The sequence below is a fragment of the Thioalkalivibrio sp. ALD1 genome (assembly GCF_000381245.1).
Lineage (GTDB): Bacteria > Pseudomonadota > Gammaproteobacteria > Ectothiorhodospirales > Ectothiorhodospiraceae > Thioalkalivibrio.
Genome location: NZ_KB906244.1, coordinates 111,206 through 126,606 on the forward strand (window position 1 = coordinate 111,206; position 15,401 = coordinate 126,606).

Consider the following 15,401-nt stretch of genomic DNA (forward strand, 5'->3'; position numbering starts at 1 on the left):
ATGACCAGTCTAGCCACGAACGAGGAGCGAGCGCCATGGCTGAATATCGTCGGCGTGGGCGCGGAGGGGCTCGCCGGGCTGGCCCCGGATGCCCGCATGGCGCTGGACACCGCGGCGACGGTGATCGGCGGCGCACGGCATCTGGAGATGCTGCCGGCGCGGCCGGGGCAGGAGCGCCTGGTGTGGCCGGCGCCGCTGGAGACCGCGCTGGACTGGATCGAGGCGCGCGCCGGGCAGCCGCTGTGCGTGCTCGCCAGCGGCGACCCCTTCTGGTTCGGGGTGGGCGCGACCCTGATGCGGCGTTTTCCGGTCGCGCAGACCTGCGTCTGGCCGGCGCCCTCGGCGTTCAGCCTGGCCGCTGCGCGCATGGGCTGGCCGCTGCAGCAGACCCGCTGCCTGTCGGTGCACGGCCGGCCGATGGAGGCGCTGCGGCCCTGGCTGCATGACGGCGCGCGGCTGCTGATCCTGAGCCGCGACGGGGATACCCCGGCGGAACTGGCGCACTGGCTGACCGGGCTCGGCTTCGGCGATTCCACCCTGACCGTGCTGCAGTCGCTGGGCGCGGACCGCGAGGCGGTCGTCAGCGCGCGCGCCGGGGCCTGGCCGGAGGTCGCGATCGAGGCGCTGAACACCGTGGCGCTGGAATGCCGGGCCGATCCGGCGGCGCAGGTGCTGGCGGCCAGTGCCGGCCGGCCGGAGGCGCAGTTCGAGCAGGACGGCCAGATCACCAAGCGCGAGGTGCGGGCGGTGGCGCTGGCCCTGCTGGCGCCCGGACGCGGCGAACGGCTGTGGGACGTGGGCGCCGGCTCCGGAGCCATCGGCATCGAGTGGATGCTGGCGGATCCGGCCAACACCGCCGTGGCGATCGAGCCGCGCGCGGAGCGCCTGGAACGCATCGCGCGAAATGCCAGCACGCTGGGGGTGCCGGCGCTGCGCCGCATCCACGGGCGGGCGCCGGAGGTATTGAAAGACCTGCCGCCACCCGACGCGATCTTCATCGGCGGCGGGCTGACCACGCCGGGGCTGGTGGAGCACTGCATGGACCAGCTGCGCCCGGGCGGGCGGCTGGTCGCCAGCAGCGTGACCGTGGAAGGGGATGCGGTGCTGGCGGCGGCGCACGAGCGCCACGGCGGCGAGCTCACGCGGATCAACGTCAGCCGCGCGGAGCCGCTGGGCGGCATGGCCGGCTGGAAGCCGCTGCGGCCGGTGACCCTGTGGTCGCTGCGCCGGAGCTGAGGGAAACGCTGAGCGGGGCACGTGTCCGGGTGACCCCCGGCGTCGGCTTCGCCTCGGCCTGCACGGCCGGCGAGCTGGAGGCACTGGTCCGCGAGGTGCTGGCCGAGGCGCACGCCATGTTGCGGACGGGGGGCGGCGAGGCGGTCGTGACCCGGCAGCTGGCGGCCCCGGCGCACAAGGGCGACAGCCCGGTGCTGTTGACGGCCGCGCGCGACCTGGAGCTGGAGCCGGTGTTCGGGTCGGCGGCCGCGCTGGCCGAGCACGACGCTGCCCTGTCCACGGACTCCTCGCGCTCGCGTGCCGCCGCCGGGGTCGGTTCGGTGGCGGAGGCGGCGGCGCTGGCGGTGGCCGGCGACGGGGCGCGCCTGCTGCTGCCGCGGCGGCTCTCGGCACGGGCGAGCTGCGCGGTGGCCGTGCGGACGGTGAACGGGACAGACGGGAATTTCGAGGAGTTTTGATGACGGTTCATTTTGTCGGAGCGGGGCCCGGTGCGGCCGATCTGCTGACCTTGCGCGGGCGCGATCGTATCGCGGCCTGCCCGGTATGCCTTTATGCCGGTTCGCTGGTGCCGGAGGCGGTGCTGGAACATGCCCCGGAGGGGGCGCGCGTGGTCAACACCGCGCCGCTGACGCTGGACGCGATCATGGAGGAAATCGAACGGGCCCACGCGGCGGGTCAGGACGTGGCGCGGTTGCACTCCGGCGATTTGTCGGTTTACAGCGCGCTGGGGGAGCAGATCCGCCGGCTGGAGGCGGCCGGGATCGACTACAGCATCACGCCCGGCGTGCCGGCGTTCTCCGCTGCCGCCGCGACTCTGGGGCGGGAACTGACGGTGCCGGAGGTGGTGCAGTCGGTGGTGCTGACGCGTACGCCGGGACGGGCGTCCTCCATGCCGGAGCGCGAACGGCTGGCGAGCTTTGCCGCCACTGGGGCGACCCTCGCGATCCACCTATCGCTGCACAATATCGAGACCGTGGTCGAGGACCTGCGGCCGCACTATGGCTGCGACTGCCCGGTGGCGATCGTGTTTCGCGCCAGCTGGCCGGACGAGACCGTGGTGCGCGGTACGCTGGGGAATATCGCGGAACGGGCGCAGGCCCTGACCATGCGGCGCTCGGCGCTGATCCTGGTGGGCCCGGCTCTGGATCCGGGCGATTTCCGCGACAGTGCGCTGTACGACCCGGCGCATGTGCGCCGCTACCGTGGCATGGATGGCGACTGAGTGTCGGGCGGCTGATCGGGAAAGGGGCCGCCAAGCGGCGGCCCCGGGTGTCAGAGTGATTCAGCGACGGCGGTAGTTGTCGTGGCAGGCGAGGCACTGGTGGCGCACGCCGTTCAGGACCTCGGTTGCGCGCACCTGGAAGCTCTCGTCCTCCAAGTCGTCGGCCGCGTCGACTTTTCGTTGCAGCTCGGCCGTGGCCTCGCGGAATGCCGCCTTGTATGCGGAGAACTCCGGGTCCTCCCAGGCCTTGGGGAGCGCCCCCGGCTCGCCTTCACGAGCCGGTGTCTCCTTTGCGAACCAGGTTTCGATGTCGTCGCCCCTGCGCGCCAGTTCGCGGGCAAGGTCGGGCAGTTGCCCTGCGAATGGAGCGTCATAGCGCAAGATCTGCTCGATGCTCCGGTAGACGGCCGAATTGCCCTGCATGCTCTGCTGACGAAAGCGCTGGAAGGCCTCGCTGGCATCGACTCCGGCCGGATCGTCCAGGGTCTCCGCAAAGTCGTCGCCCCAGGGGCCCGGCATCGCGACGCTGACCTCGGCGGTGGCCGGGCCTGCCGCGGCAGCCAGTACCAGCACGGCGGTGAGGGCGGTGGTCAGAGCTTGATGGGTGGATTGCGTCCGTTTCATGGCGATTCTCCCTGTTCGTTCAGAAGCGGAACTGGTGCTGCAGGTGCAACTCCCAGTCCGAGGTGTCGGCGTCGCGGTCGAACCACATAAGCTGGGTCTTCTGCCGCTGACCTCGGTGGTACCAGTTCAGGCCGGCGCCCCATTCGCGCTGCCAGCGCTCGTCAGTGCCAAGGTCGTCGCCCGCGTCGTGGCGCAATACGGCGTGGCGCGCGGCGAACTCCAGTCCCTCCATTGGCAGTGATTGCGCCAGCTCCAGCTCCGCACCCAGGTCGTGGTAGCTCGCGGTCTGGTCTGGCGAGACGTCGCGCCGGAAAGCGGCCAGTGAGAGCGAGGTATGACCAAATTTGATTACGGCATCGGCCGTGGTGGTCACCCAGTCGGCGCGCTGGTTGTCCACGGTGTCTTCCACACCGCGGCTCCAGTCGCGCAGATGGTTACGGTTGGCGGCCTGTACGCCCACTCCCAGGGCGACGGTGCGCTCCACGGCTTGGCCCACCGTGGTGTTGTCACGCGGGACCATGCCGACCGGGGCCCATGCGCCGCGTGCGCTGAACAGATGGCCGGATGTGGAGGGGCGATCGTCGCGCTGATCCAGACGCCCGCGACCGTCAAACACGCCGATGGCCCATGCGCTGTCGTCGCCGGCGCCGCCCAGCAGGGCGATACCGGTGTCGCGGCCGGCCGGAACCTCGAACTGGTTGCCGGCGATGCTCAGTTCGGTGAACAGGCGGTTGGGTCCGCCGATATCCCGCGACAGGCCAAAGGGGACCGTAAACTGGCCAGCCCGCAGGCCCAGGTGTTCACCCAGTGCGTACTGCAACCAGATGTCGCGCATGGACAGCTCGCCGCTGCTGAAGTCCGGCTGCAGGCGGAAGCTCAGATCGGGGTGAACCAGAGTTCCCGAGGTGTCTAGCCAGGCACGGCGGACGTCGAATTCGCTGCTGGAACCGTCCGGGTCGCGGTTATAGCTGTAGCGGCCCTGGATCAGGGATCCAGGGTGACTTGAAGCCCGTCATCCGCGTCGCCGAACTCGAAACTGGCCTGCGCGGCGCCGACGCTTGCCGATGTTATCAGGCACAGCATGGACAGCGCCGGGACGGCATGCCGCACCGGCTGAAGTTGGGCATTTTTCATTGTTGTGGTGCTCCCTAGGCGCGCTACCCCGCACGCCGTGGATGAAACGACGCCGGAAGCTGGACAGGGAGCAGGGGAGGCCGGGCGATGCGAGCACGCCGGTCTGGCCCGCTCGGCCGCCCACCGCGGCGTCGGGTGTCCTCCAGGCCGGTCTCCGGACTCGCGGAGTGGATGCGCGATGCATCCAGGGCGGATCGCCTTCCCGCGGGCATCCCGGGGATGCACCGCAGTGGCATTGGATCCGCCCGTCTCCGCCTACCGTTGCGGGGGCAGTGCCGGCCTTGCGAATGTCGATTCGCGCACCGGCTTCCCGATTATCCCCGGCGACTGAACGCCGGGGCACCTGGAGAGAGGCGAACCGTAATTGAACGGTTTGAGGGGGTCAAGGTTGCCCGGGCATCCCGGGAAACGGTGTTTTGGGCGCAAACTCGGCTTCCCCTGGAGGCTGATAATTGATCCAGATCATCCCCGAGCCGGATTTTGATCGCGACCAGGTTCCCACGTCTGTAGGGTGGGTTTCAGGTGGTTTGGACCGAGTCTATATCGGTTCGCACCGATGCCCGCTTCTCAGATGTCCATTGCTCAAGGGAGACCTGTATGAAAACGCTTTCCGGATTCCGCATGACGGCGCTGGCGGCCTGCGCGGCCGTCGCATTCGGGGCGGCGGCACCGGCCGTGGCCGATACCGACTATTCCGAATACCGCGACGTGTTCGAGCCGCTGCCGGCGCTGCCGCCGATCCCGGCGGACAACTCGATGACCAAGGAGAAGATCGAGCTGGGCAAGATGCTGTTCTTCGAACCGCGGATCTCCAGCTCCGGCGTGATCTCCTGCGCGACCTGCCACAACCCGGCGCTGGGCTGGGCGGACCGCATCCCGCGCGCGGTCGGCCATGACGGCCAGGTCGGCGAACGCAACACCCCGACCGTGCTGAACTCCGGCTTCTTCACCGCGCAGTTCTGGGATGGCCGCGAGGACGATCTGGAAGGCCAGGCCCTGGGTCCGATCCAGGACGCGATCGAGATGGCGATGCCGCTGGAGGAGGCGATCGCGCGCCTGGAGGAGTTCAACGAGTACCAGGAGAAGTTCGAGGCTGCCTATCCTGACTATGACGGCGACAACGTGATCAATACCGACCACGTGGCCAAGGCCCTGGCGACCTTCCAGCGCACGCTGAACACCCCGAACTCGCCGCTGGATCGCTGGCTGGCCGGGGACGAGGGCGCGATGAGTGATCAGCAGATGCGCGGGATGAAGCTGTTCGCCGATAACGGCTGCGTGGCCTGCCACAGCGGGCCGGCGCTGACCGACAGCGGTTTCCATCGTATCCAGGTACCGGGCTCGGAGGACAAGGGCCGCTATCTGGTCACGGGCGATGAGGCCGACAAGTTCGCGTTCAAGACCCCGACGCTGCGCAATGTGGCGCTGACCTACCCCTACATGAACAACGGCGAGACCGCGACGCTGGACGAGGCGATCCGCATCATGGGGCAGGAGATGCTGGGCATGGAGTTCAGCGATGACGAGGTCGCGGACATCGAGGCCTTCATGCATGCGCTGACCGGCGAGATGCCGCGCTTCGAGATCCCAGCCCTGCCGTAAACGCGCACGCGCGTGACCGAATTCTCCTTGTGGGGATCCTTGCAGGCCGGGGCTTTGTCCCCGGCCTTTTTCGTTTCCGGGCGGTCGGTCCGCGGCGCTTCTGCTACCCTGTGCGCCTTTCACGACCACCGGAATCGAGTGTCTGACGCATGAGTTTTCGTACCCGTTTTGCCCCCAGTCCGACCGGCTATCTGCATATTGGCGGTGCCCGCACCGCGCTGTTCTCCTGGCTGTACGCGCGCCACCACGGTGGCGAGTTCGTGCTGCGTATCGAGGACACCGACCTGGAGCGCAGCAATGCGGAATCGGTCAACGCGATCCTCGAGGGCATGAACTGGCTGGGGCTGACCTACGATCACGGGCCGTTCTATCAGACGGAGCGCTTCGATCGGTACAAGGAAGTGATCGACCAGTTGATGGCCGCGGGCCACGCCTATCGTTGCTACTGCACGAAGGAAGAGCTGGATGCGATGCGCGAGGAGCAGAAGGCGCGCAAGGAGAAGCCGCGCTACGACGGCCGCTGCCGTGCGCGCACCGAGCCGCGCGAGGGCGTGGAGCCGGTGATCCGTTTTCGCACGCCGGACGAGGGTGTGACCATCGTCGACGACATGGTGCGCGGCAAGGTCGCGTTCCAGAACAGCGAACTGGATGATCTGATCATCGCCCGCTCCGACGGCTCGCCGACCTACAACCTGACGGTGGTGGTCGATGACATGGATATGGAGATTACCCATGTGATTCGGGGCGATGACCACCTGAACAACACCCCGCGCCAGATCAACATTCTTAAGGCGCTGGGCGTGGAGCCGCCGCGCTACGGCCACCTGCCGATGATCATGGGCCCGGACGGCGCCAAGCTCTCCAAGCGCCACGGCGCGGTCTCGGTGATGCAGTATCGCGACGAGGGCTATCTGCCGGAGGCCCTGCTGAATTACCTGGTGCGCCTGGGCTGGGCGCATGGCGATCAGGAGATCTTTTCGGTGGACGAGCTGGTACGCCTGTTCGACATCCAGGACGTGAACCAGTCCGCCTCCGCGATCAACCCCGACAAGCTCCTGTGGCTGAACCAGCACTACATCAAGTCGCTGGACCCGGACCATGTGGCGCTGGAGTTCGGCTGGCACCTGGGGCAGCTGGGGATCGACCCGTCCAATGGCCCAGCGATGCGCGATGTGGTGATTGCCCAGCGCGAGCGGGCGCGCACCCTGCGCGAGATGGCCGAGAACAGCGTGTACTTCTACCGCGAGTTCGAGGAGTACGACGAGAAGGCTGCGCGCAAGCAACTCACGGCCGATGCCGAGGCCGTGCTCCAGACTTTGCACGACGGTTTCAGCGCGCTCGGCGCCTGGGAGAAGGAGCCGCTGCACGAGGTCGTGCTGCACACCGCCGAGCGTCTGGATCTGAAGCTGGGCAAGGTTGCACAGCCGCTGCGCGTGGCCCTGACCGGGGGCACGGTATCGCCGCCGATCGACGATACGCTGGTCCTGATCGGGCGCGAGCGTTCACTCGCCCGGATCGACCGCGCGCTCCAGAAAATTTCGGCGGAGGCGGGTTGACACTCCAGGGGGTGCTGGCTACAGTACGCGCTCGCCTGACACGGGGCCATAGCTCAGCTGGGAGAGCGCCTGCATGGCATGCAGGAGGTCGGCGGTTCGATCCCGCCTGGCTCCACCAAATTCGGGTGTAAGCGAGATCACCGATGCATCGTTTTGGGGTTATATCCATCTGGGTGGGTCTGGTGATCGCAGTGGTTGGGCTGTTCGGCGGTTTCGGGCTCATGTTCACCGGGGAACAAACCTGGTCCAAGCCCCTGATTGCGGCGGTTCCGATCGGATTTCTTCTGGTGTTTACCGGTGTCGTTACCACGATTATCTATCGTGAGACGGCCGGAGGCAGAGGAAGCGGCCGGCCGCAGGGCCCGCCGAACTAGCAACAAGACGTTGCCTCTACGTCCCCATCGTCTAGAGGCCTAGGACACCGCCCTTTCACGGCGGCGACCGGGGTTCGAATCCCCGTGGGGACGCCATTATTCGGAAAAGGCCCGAACCGAAAGGTTCGGGCCTTTTCTTTTTCCGCTGATCAAGCCAGCGTTTCCCCCAGAATCGGCTCAGGCGAGCCGCGGGTTCTGCTGCAGCCTCTCTTCGGGTGTGGGTCGGCGCGGGATGATGCAGCGGTTGATGCGCTGGATCTCGCGTTCGCTCCACTGGCGCCAGACGTCGTCCCGAGTGAAGCGGGCATAGTCGAGCAGGGTCAATCGTTCGATATTCGGGTTGCCGTGGTCGTGGGCCAGACGGCGTGCTCGCTCCAGTTCCTGCCAGCCTTCGCTGTCGGTGCCGTCGCTGCGTTCGAGCAGCGCATGGGCACGTAGCCGCCGGGTCGAGGGCTCGAAGCCGTGGTCGCCCCGTTTAAGGCAGTTTTGCAATGTTTCTGTCGCAATCTCGAGCCGGTCGGAGGGGTCGGCTTCGGTGGCATGCAGTGCGTCGAGTACAAACAACTGAAAAATGGTGCTGACGCCGTCCATGATGTGGCGCAGCGCTTCTGCCTGCTCCCGGAGCGGTGCCACGGCGGAGGCGTCGCCCTGCCGGGCTTGGGCCCAGTGCTGCAGTGCCAGGCCGGAGGCCCGCCACAAGGGATAGTCGTAGGCCTCGGCGATCGCCAGTGTGCGGCGGGCCGAGATCAGCGCCTCGTCGGGGTCGTCCGCGAAGAAACCGAGCGCTGCCCGGAACGCGTAGACAAAGGCCTCTGTGGGGCGATGTTCAAGTTCGGCTGCCTCGGCACAAGCGGCGTCCATTTCGTCCCAGGCGCGGGCATGGTTACCAAAGAACAGAAGTGTCCAGGCCATGAAGCCTCGTGCACTGATCGCGGGGTTCTCGGTGTGGCGCGCGACGAGATGAGGGTGATCGTCCGCGCGGTACAGATCGAGCGCCCGGGTCTGGTGTTCCAATGCCAGCGGGAACTGCCCACTCCAGAAGTGCGTGTTGCCCTGAACATAATGCGCAGCGATCTGTAGCATGCGGTCATTGGATTGAACGGCGACCTGTTCCATGTCGTCGGCCAGGCGGTGGGCTTCCTCAAAGCCGTACCAGGAGCCAGCGCCATGCCACAGGCCCCAGAGCACACGGAAATACTGCACTCCGTCGCGTTGGGGCGCGGTGATGCGCAAGGCACGTTCGAATATGGCGTGGACCGTACTGGAGCCGTAGCCGAGTAGCGCCAGATTCGAGGCCCCAAGTCCCCCCAGGGCGCGCAGGGTTTGCGTATCGCGCTGTTCCGATGGTTTCTCGTCGACCAGTTCGCGATCGAGGCAACTCAGTGCGTCTTCGAAGTAATGAGAGGCCTCCAGCAGCATGCCACGCGCAAACGCAGTTTCGCCCGCCTGGAGCCAGGCGGGCACCGCTTCGTCAAAACGCCGGGCATGATAGAGGTGCCTGGCGACCTGGTCCCAGTCGACGCTGTCCAGACTGGGTCCGTCGCGGAGAAGGTCAGCCAGCCGACTGTGCAGCTGTGCACGGTCGACAACCAGCATCGATTCGTAGGCAGCCTGCTGGAACAGCGCATGGCGGAAGCGGTAGCGCACGCCATCCAGTACGCCGACGGGTTCGATGAATCCACGGCCCGTCAGGCGGCTGAGCTGGCGGCGGATTTCGTCAGCCGGCTGCCCCAGGAGGAGGCTCAGAATCCGGGTATCAAAGTCGCGCCCGATCACGGCCGCGGCATGGGCCAGGCCGCGCGCGGTTCCGGTTTGTTCCAGGCGTGCCACCAGGAGATTCGCGAGCCCCGGTGGCAGGCTGTCGGGAAGGGCGCCGGTACGTGCCGCTTCCAGGGCGTAACGCGTCAGCTCCTCGAGAAAGAGGGGGACCCCTTCGCCGCGGTCGATGAGTTGCTGTCGCAGGTATGTCGACAGACGATGCTGCGTGTCGATGCGCTCAACGAGCTCGCCAGCGGCCGTATCCGACAATGCGTGCAGTCGCAGATGCTCAAGGGGTACGTCGCGCCAGTTGGAGCGAAAACTCATGCGCGCGGTGAGCAGGGCCATCAGCGGGCGGTCATGCAGGCGCTGATGCAGGCGTCTCAGGAACTCGGCCGTACCCGAGTCCATCCAGTGCAGGTCGTCGCAGATGAGCAGGATGGGCCCGCGGCTCGCGCGTCGCCGGGTGACTTCAACGAGTACATCGATGATTCGGTCCCTGTCCAGCCCCTGTTCGGCCAGCGACTCGAGCCCATTGCTGTCCGGGTGCGTGAGCCAGTGTGTCAGGGCGTCGGCCGTATCAGGTTCGAGTGACTGGATAGTGCCCAGGGCGCGTGCCAGACGTCGTTTCCGGCTGGCGTTCATTGTCCCGCGCCCGATCCAGGCGGCGAGTGCCTGACGTACGGGCGTCAGCAGGTGACGCGAGCGGTCTTCGCGGCACTTCAGCAAGAAGCGCGAGCGGGCCTGCCCACGGATACGCTCGTCCAGGTGCCGGGCGAGACGGCTCTTGCCCAGCCCCGCTTCCCCCTGGATAAGCACAAAGTGTGGCTGGCCCTGATCAAGGGTCTGGTGCCAGGTCTGCAGCAGGCATTCAAGCTCCTCCGTACGCCCGGCCAGGGGGGTCAGGCCACGTACATGCTGAGCGTCGACGCGATCCAGGGGGCCGGGGTCGCCAGCGACGCGCCAGCTTCCTTCGAGCTCGCCGTCACCGTCGAGCGGGCTGAACAGAAAATACCCCGAGACACGCTGGTATACCGGTGGGGAAACCACAAGCGTTCCGATGTCGGCGGCACGTGCCAGCGTCTGTGCATGCTGACTGAGCTGGCCGGCTGGGTCGGGGGTATCAGGGTCGACGCCGGTTACGATGAGGTCAGAGTGGACACTGACGCGTAGCTGACAATTGGTTGGTGGTGTTTGCAGGACTTGCCACGCGGCGTGGACCGCGTCGACGGTGGCTTGCTCGCGGCCCGCGGGGTAGCCGAAGTAGGCGAGCAGACCACTTCCGTGGGCGCGTATCACGTGGCCTCTGTGGTTCAGTAGCACCAGATCCAGTTGTTCCAGCGCGGTTTGCATGCGCTCATGCTGCACTTCGACATCGAGATTGGTGTTGGGCTGGACCAGGCAGGCCACGACCGTGACTCGACGGCGTTCGGCACGCAGGGCGGCGGGCTCGGATGCGGCGTTCGACGGTGCCGCTTGCGCAGGGTTCTTCTGGGCGGGAGCCAGGATCTCGTCGCGGGTGCGCACCAGCAGGTTGCCGGGCGCTGCGTCTGCCCGGCGTTCCAGCCGCCGGAAGTGTTCCAGCGCGCGCTCACGATGTCCCATGCCCGACAGGGTCAGCATTAGAAGGCGGTGCAGGGCGTCTTCATGCGGTTCCAGTGCGAGCAGCCGGTGGATTTCGGCGAGCAGCGGCTCGGCATCAATGGAATGACAGAGGTCTTCGAGGTCTTCCTCGATCAGGTTCAGCAATTGGGACCAGTAATGATCCCGCTGTGTCTGCGCCCAGGCGGCCAGTTCGGGCAGGTCCTGAAGTGCCCGAACAGGATCGAGAAAGGGACCGCGATAGCGCCGGATCACGGCCAGCGCTTGTTCGGCCAATTCGCTGGGGCTCAGATGGCTGCGGTCGGCGCGCAGCCGGTGCAGGGCGAGGAAGTCAATGTCCGCCGCCGGCTGTAGCTGAAAATGGACATAACGCGGCGTGGCTTCCAGCGTGGCTGGCGGCTGCTTGGGCAGTTGCCGCCGCAGCTGGAAAAGCCCCTGACGCAGGTTGACACGTGCGCTGTTGGTGTCGAGCTCGGGCCAGAACAGGCGCGCCAGTTCCTGGCGTGGCACACGCCGTGGGCATTCGGCCGCCAAATAGGTCAGCAACAGACCCAGTTTGGTGCCGGAGAGGGCGGGTATATCACGGCCCTCGACCCGCACGCCGACCGTGCCAAAGGTCGTGATCTCCAGATGAGCCAACCATCTCTCCCTGTCGCCAATACCGGGTGTGCGCCAGCGGACGAAGACAACGCCGCTGTGGGCCCGGTGTTTATTGTGCGATTCGCCCGCGACCCCAGACTGCGAGCAAGGATACTACCCGGATTGTAACGGGATTTAGAGCGTCGGGTTAGTCGATCCGGATGGTGGTGTATCCCTGCTGCTCGTAGCCCATGATGGAGAGGAAGGTATTCCCCACCAGGTTAATGCCCGGAATCAGGTCTTCCTGCCCGAGATCGAAGCGGCGGGTGGCGATGTGGCAGGCCTCCATGTGGACGCCATCGAGTTCCTGGATGTCGGCCAGACGGTCATGGATGTGGCGCACGGCCGAGACGTCCTCGATCTCGAGGTGCTCGGTATCGCGCGCGATCAGCGCGGCGGCACCACCGCGAAACGCGAACACCATGTTCGGCTCCAGGCCTTGGCGCACCATGTCCTCGTAGGTCTCTTCGATGACGCTCAGCCGGGCAATCAGGCGTTCAGGGTCGCCGATGGTGATGTCCCAGAGGATCTGGCCGTGTTCCAGCCCCGCAATTGCGCGCTCGTCGGAAGGCTTTTCCGCCGCCGCTGGGCTGGTGAGCAGAAAAGCCAGCAGGACAGTGCCGAGAATGCCGATCAGCCGATACTTCATGGCGAACCCCTTGCCGACGCCAGGTCGGTTTCTGTCGTGACTATGCTCCGAGTTTAGGGCATGGGGCCCATCTGCACACGAGTCCCCATGCCCCAGACTCCTTCGGGGAGGAGCCGGCTGGATGACCCCCCCGCGGGCGACTTAGTGCCCGTGGTAGCCCTTGTGCAGGTACTCGACGCCCTCGAGGGTTTGCACCTGGATCTCGCGTACCGGGATGAAGCGCGCGGAGCCGGGCGCGATGATCTCCTCGGTCACGCGAATGCGATAGGGGGCTTTGGAGTTCAGGATCTGCCCGACGTAGCGCTTGCCCTCATGGGTCACGCGTACCGGGGTGGTCTTGTCGTGGCGGCTGAAGTTGTAGCTGACGCCTTTGGGGTAGTCGAGGTTGCGTTCGGAAAAGGTCATGTCTGGGCCTTGCTGGATTGTTCTTTAACTGGGTGAAGTCTTCTTGACGGCCTCGAAGGCCTCCAATGCGGCCTGGCGGCTGGCTTTCAGGTCGACGATCGGGTCGGGATAGTCCTGGGTGCCGCCGGCGCCCGGGGCGTGAATATACCGTGTTTTGGTCTTCTTGAGCACCGGCAGGAAGCGTCGCACGAATCGGCCGTCCGGGTCGTATTGTTCCCCCTGGCGTTGCGGGTTGAAGATCCGGAAATAGGGTGCGGCATCGGCGCCGCAACCACCGGCCCATTGCCAGCCCAAGGTGTTGGAGGCGAGATCGGCGTCGACCAGGGTGTCCCAGAACCAGCGGGCACCATGCCCCCAATGCAGGCGCAGGTTCTTGGTCAGGAAGGATCCGACGACCATGCGCAGCCGGTTGTGCATCCAGCCGGTTTCCCACAGCTGGCGCATCGCCGCGTCCACGATCGGGATACCGGTGCGGCCTTGCTGCCAAGCGGCGAGATCGGCCTCCGATTCGCGCCAGGGGAAATCCTCGAAGCGCGGGTTCAGGGGCTGCTCCGGCGTGTGTGGAAAGTGATAGAGCACATGGTGTGCAAAGTCGCGCCAGCCAAGCTCGCGCACGAAGGACTCGGGTCCTTTCTGCTCCGGGCTGATGCCGGCATCGCGCAGCGCGCGCAGCACCTGGCGCGGCGAGACCTCGCCAAAATGCAGATGGGGTGACAGCCCGGAGGTGCCGTCCTGGTCCGGACGGTCCCGGCTGTCGGAGTAACCTGTGATCGTCCGTCCGAGGAACCGCTCCAGGCGGTCCCGGGCGCCACGCTCGCCGGGCGTCCAGGTGGCGTGCAGGCCGCCGGCCCAGTCGATTTGTGGCAGCAGTGCCAGGTCGTCGAGCGTCAGGGATGCTGGTGGTTTCGCGGGCCCCGGCAGGCGGGAGGGGGCGGGGAGCGGGTCCTCTTCAATGCCGCGCTGCAGGCAGGCGCGCCAGAACGGAGTGAACACCCTGTACGGGCTACCCTGTCCGGTCTCGACGTCCCAGGGCTCGATCAGCAAGGCCGCGTTGAAGCTGCGAACCTCCAGGCCATCGGCGCGCAGCCCGGCCTTGACGCCCTGATCGCGCAGGACGCGGGCCGGTTCGTAGACACGGTTCCAGTACACGGCCTCGGCCCCGGTCTCGGCGACCAGCTCGCGCAGGGTGTCGAGGCTCGAACCCGCGCGAATGATCAGAGGGCTGCCGGCCCCTTCAAGTGCCTCATTCAGCTTTTCCAGGCTGTGGTGCAGCCACCAGTTGGACGCGGCTCCGGGTGCCCACTGCAGGTCTTCGTCCGGGGCATGGATGAAGACCGGGACCACGGCTCCGCCACGTTCGAAGGCGGCGTGCAGTGCGGGCTGGTCGGCCAAGCGCAGGTCTTGCCGCAGCCAGACGAGAGTGGGGCCGGGCATCAGGGGTGTTCTTCCTGATGCTGCCGTTCGCGCGTCGGGGGGCTCTCGGACCGCGATTCAGTGGGTGTCCGGTTCAGAGGAGGAGTTGCCGGCTGAGTCGTTCGGCGGCTTCGAGGGGTGCGCCGGGCAGCACTTCGATCTCGCGCCGATGTTCTGCCTGCGAGAGTTCCAGAGCGGCCGAGCCTGCCAGATAGCAGCGCGGTCCGGGGTGATCAAGGATGGCCTCGACCCGTGGAAGCTCGGGGGAACGCATCAGCTGCGAGGAACCGTGGATGATGACGGCAGGAGCGGACAGGCGTTGCACTAGGGTGTCCAGGGCCTCGGGGCTGGTGGCGTCGAACAGCGGTAGCGTTTTCAGACCGCGCCGGGCGCAGGCTAGTTGCAGGAGCATGCCGCCCACCTGCTGATGCCCGCCACCGAGCACCAGACAGGGAATCGCGGGTTCTTCGCAGGCGCGGATTGCGGCACGCAACTGATCGGAGAAAGCCGCGGTAGCCCAGGCGGCAAATACCGCCAGGCGTACTTCCCCTTCAGGCGTGTGTCGCGATTCCCCCCGCAGGCGCCGGTAGACCTCGAGAAAGGCGCTTTCATGCACCCCGTCCCAGCCGTGGCGCATGACCAGCCGTGCGTAGGTGCGTTCCAGTTGCCCGGCATCCAGGTCCACGACAGAGGCATACAGTGCCTCGGCCAGTGGGTCGAGGGTATGCGGGGCTACGCCCGGTTCGCTGGAGCCGGCGCGGTTGCGGCGTGCGGGCGTGGTGGAGTCGGGCTGCGAAGAAGAGGGCAGAGCGGTAACGGCGTTTTCACTGGCGAGAACCCGATGGACCTGAGAAACCGGAATGCCCTGACCGAGCAGCTCCAGGATGCGCCTGATGCGAGCAATGTCGTCCGCGCTGTACAGTCGGTGTCCCTTGGGGGTGCGCATCGGGCGGATCAGCCCGTAGCGGCGTTCCCAGGCGCGCAGGGTTACGTCGTTGATCCCGGTCTCCGCGCACACGTGGCGGATGGGGTAGAGACCTTCTTGATCATGGGTGCTCAGTTGAGTCGCGCTGGCCATGGTCAGATTGTACAGCATCTGTACGGATCATGTACCTGGTGCCAGGGAAAAGCTTCGGTCGGGACGGCGGATGCCGTCAACCCTGACACTGATTCGGTGGTGGGAGCGT

At 66.6% G+C, this 15,401-nt stretch carries 12 protein-coding genes, 2 tRNA genes, 1 pseudogene and 1 riboswitch; of the genes and pseudogenes, 8 read left to right on the forward strand and 7 right to left on the reverse strand.

Annotated elements, in window-relative coordinates; translation table 11 throughout:
- The 3 genes from F623_RS0109265 to cobM are packed head-to-tail and all read left to right on the forward strand — an operon-like array spanning position 1 to position 2,458.
- Positions 1-1,236, forward strand: coding sequence for a bifunctional cobalt-precorrin-7 (C(5))-methyltransferase/cobalt-precorrin-6B (C(15))-methyltransferase (locus tag F623_RS0109265; RefSeq protein WP_018868487.1), 1,236 nt, complete (start codon positions 1-3; stop codon positions 1,234-1,236).
- Positions 1,237-1,265: 29 nt separating this feature from the next.
- Complete coding sequence (locus F623_RS0109270) at positions 1,266-1,694, forward strand: cobalamin biosynthesis protein (RefSeq protein ID WP_026279376.1); 429 nt, start codon at positions 1,266-1,268, stop codon at positions 1,692-1,694.
- Positions 1,694-2,458 carry a precorrin-4 C(11)-methyltransferase gene (gene cobM / locus F623_RS0109275; protein ID WP_018868485.1) on the forward strand — a complete coding sequence of 255 codons (765 nt, stop codon included), beginning with the start codon at positions 1,694-1,696 and terminating at the stop codon, positions 2,456-2,458. The genes F623_RS0109270 and cobM overlap by 1 nt, the downstream gene beginning before the upstream one ends.
- A gap of 60 nt (positions 2,459-2,518) precedes the next feature.
- Here cobM and F623_RS0109280 read toward each other — a convergent pair whose 3' ends face one another.
- Together F623_RS0109280 and F623_RS0109285 are read right to left on the reverse strand one after the other, a co-directional pair.
- Positions 2,519-3,082, reverse strand: a complete 564-nt coding sequence (locus tag F623_RS0109280; protein ID WP_018861772.1) for a cytochrome c — start codon at positions 3,080-3,082, stop codon at positions 2,519-2,521.
- Positions 3,083-3,101: 19 nt separating this feature from the next.
- A pseudogene (locus tag F623_RS0109285) lies at positions 3,102-4,216 on the reverse strand (porin).
- Positions 4,217-4,343: 127 nt separating this feature from the next.
- A riboswitch (cobalamin riboswitch) is annotated at positions 4,344-4,578 on the reverse strand.
- A gap of 259 nt (positions 4,579-4,837) precedes the next feature.
- Here F623_RS0109285 and F623_RS0109295 point away from each other — a divergent pair.
- The 5 genes from F623_RS0109295 (at position 4,838) to F623_RS0109315 (ending at position 7,844) form a co-directional block, all read left to right on the forward strand.
- Positions 4,838-5,818, forward strand: a complete 981-nt coding sequence (locus F623_RS0109295) for a cytochrome-c peroxidase (protein WP_018861774.1) — start codon at positions 4,838-4,840, stop codon at positions 5,816-5,818.
- Positions 5,819-5,967: 149 nt separating this feature from the next.
- Entirely contained in the window at positions 5,968-7,374 is a 1,407-nt protein-coding gene (gltX, locus tag F623_RS0109300; protein WP_018861775.1) for a glutamate--tRNA ligase, read from the forward strand.
- A 42-nt stretch (positions 7,375-7,416) separates the two neighbouring features.
- Positions 7,417-7,492: transfer RNA gene (locus F623_RS0109305), tRNA-Ala, on the forward strand.
- 25 nt (positions 7,493-7,517) lie between these two features.
- Positions 7,518-7,748, forward strand: coding sequence for a hypothetical protein (locus F623_RS0109310; protein ID WP_018861776.1), 231 nt, complete (start codon positions 7,518-7,520; stop codon positions 7,746-7,748).
- Positions 7,749-7,768: 20 nt separating this feature from the next.
- Positions 7,769-7,844: transfer RNA gene (locus F623_RS0109315), tRNA-Glu, on the forward strand.
- Positions 7,845-7,925: 81 nt separating this feature from the next.
- Here the strand turns inward: F623_RS0109315 and F623_RS0109320 are convergent.
- The 5 genes from F623_RS0109320 to F623_RS0109340 form a co-directional block, all read right to left on the reverse strand.
- Positions 7,926-11,747: an AAA family ATPase gene (locus F623_RS0109320; protein WP_018861777.1), complete on the reverse strand. Its 3,822-nt coding sequence runs from the start codon at positions 11,745-11,747 to the stop codon at positions 7,926-7,928.
- Between the two features lie 148 nt (positions 11,748-11,895).
- Positions 11,896-12,396, reverse strand: a complete 501-nt coding sequence (locus tag F623_RS0109325) for a hypothetical protein (protein WP_018861778.1) — start codon at positions 12,394-12,396, stop codon at positions 11,896-11,898.
- 141 nt (positions 12,397-12,537) lie between these two features.
- Complete coding sequence (locus F623_RS0109330) at positions 12,538-12,801, reverse strand: hypothetical protein (RefSeq protein ID WP_018861779.1); 264 nt, start codon at positions 12,799-12,801, stop codon at positions 12,538-12,540.
- A gap of 24 nt (positions 12,802-12,825) precedes the next feature.
- Positions 12,826-14,235 (reverse strand): deoxyribodipyrimidine photo-lyase, encoded by a 1,410-nt coding sequence (locus F623_RS0109335; protein ID WP_018868481.1) that lies wholly within the window; start codon positions 14,233-14,235, stop codon positions 12,826-12,828.
- Between the two features lie 73 nt (positions 14,236-14,308).
- The gene (locus F623_RS0109340; protein WP_018861781.1) at positions 14,309-15,310 is read right to left on the reverse strand and encodes a MerR family transcriptional regulator; all 1,002 of its coding nucleotides are present in this window, start codon (positions 15,308-15,310) and stop codon (positions 14,309-14,311) included.
- Positions 15,311-15,401: the final 91 nt, after the last annotated feature.

Excerpts from the sequence above, each read along its gene's own strand:
- F623_RS0109295 (WP_018861774.1), top strand. The coding sequence starts at position 4,838 with ATGACGGCGCTGGCGGCCTGCGCGGCCGTCGCATTCGGGGCGGCGGCA.
- F623_RS0109330 (WP_018861779.1), bottom strand. The coding sequence starts at position 12,801 with ATGACCTTTTCCGAACGCAACCTCGACTACCCCAAAGGCGTCAGCTAC.
- cobM (WP_018868485.1), top strand. The coding sequence starts at position 1,694 with ATGACGGTTCATTTTGTCGGAGCGGGGCCCGGTGCGGCCGATCTGCTG.
- gltX (WP_018861775.1), top strand. The coding sequence starts at position 5,968 with ATGAGTTTTCGTACCCGTTTTGCCCCCAGTCCGACCGGCTATCTGCAT.
- F623_RS0109265 (WP_018868487.1), top strand. The coding sequence starts at position 1 with ATGACCAGTCTAGCCACGAACGAGGAGCGAGCGCCATGGCTGAATATC.
- F623_RS0109280 (WP_018861772.1), bottom strand. The coding sequence starts at position 3,082 with ATGAAACGGACGCAATCCACCCATCAAGCTCTGACCACCGCCCTCACC.
- F623_RS0109340 (WP_018861781.1), bottom strand. The coding sequence starts at position 15,310 with ATGCTGTACAATCTGACCATGGCCAGCGCGACTCAACTGAGCACCCAT.
- F623_RS0109310 (WP_018861776.1), top strand. The coding sequence starts at position 7,518 with ATGCATCGTTTTGGGGTTATATCCATCTGGGTGGGTCTGGTGATCGCA.
- F623_RS0109325 (WP_018861778.1), bottom strand. The coding sequence starts at position 12,396 with ATGAAGTATCGGCTGATCGGCATTCTCGGCACTGTCCTGCTGGCTTTT.
- F623_RS0109335 (WP_018868481.1), bottom strand. The coding sequence starts at position 14,235 with ATGCCCGGCCCCACTCTCGTCTGGCTGCGGCAAGACCTGCGCTTGGCC.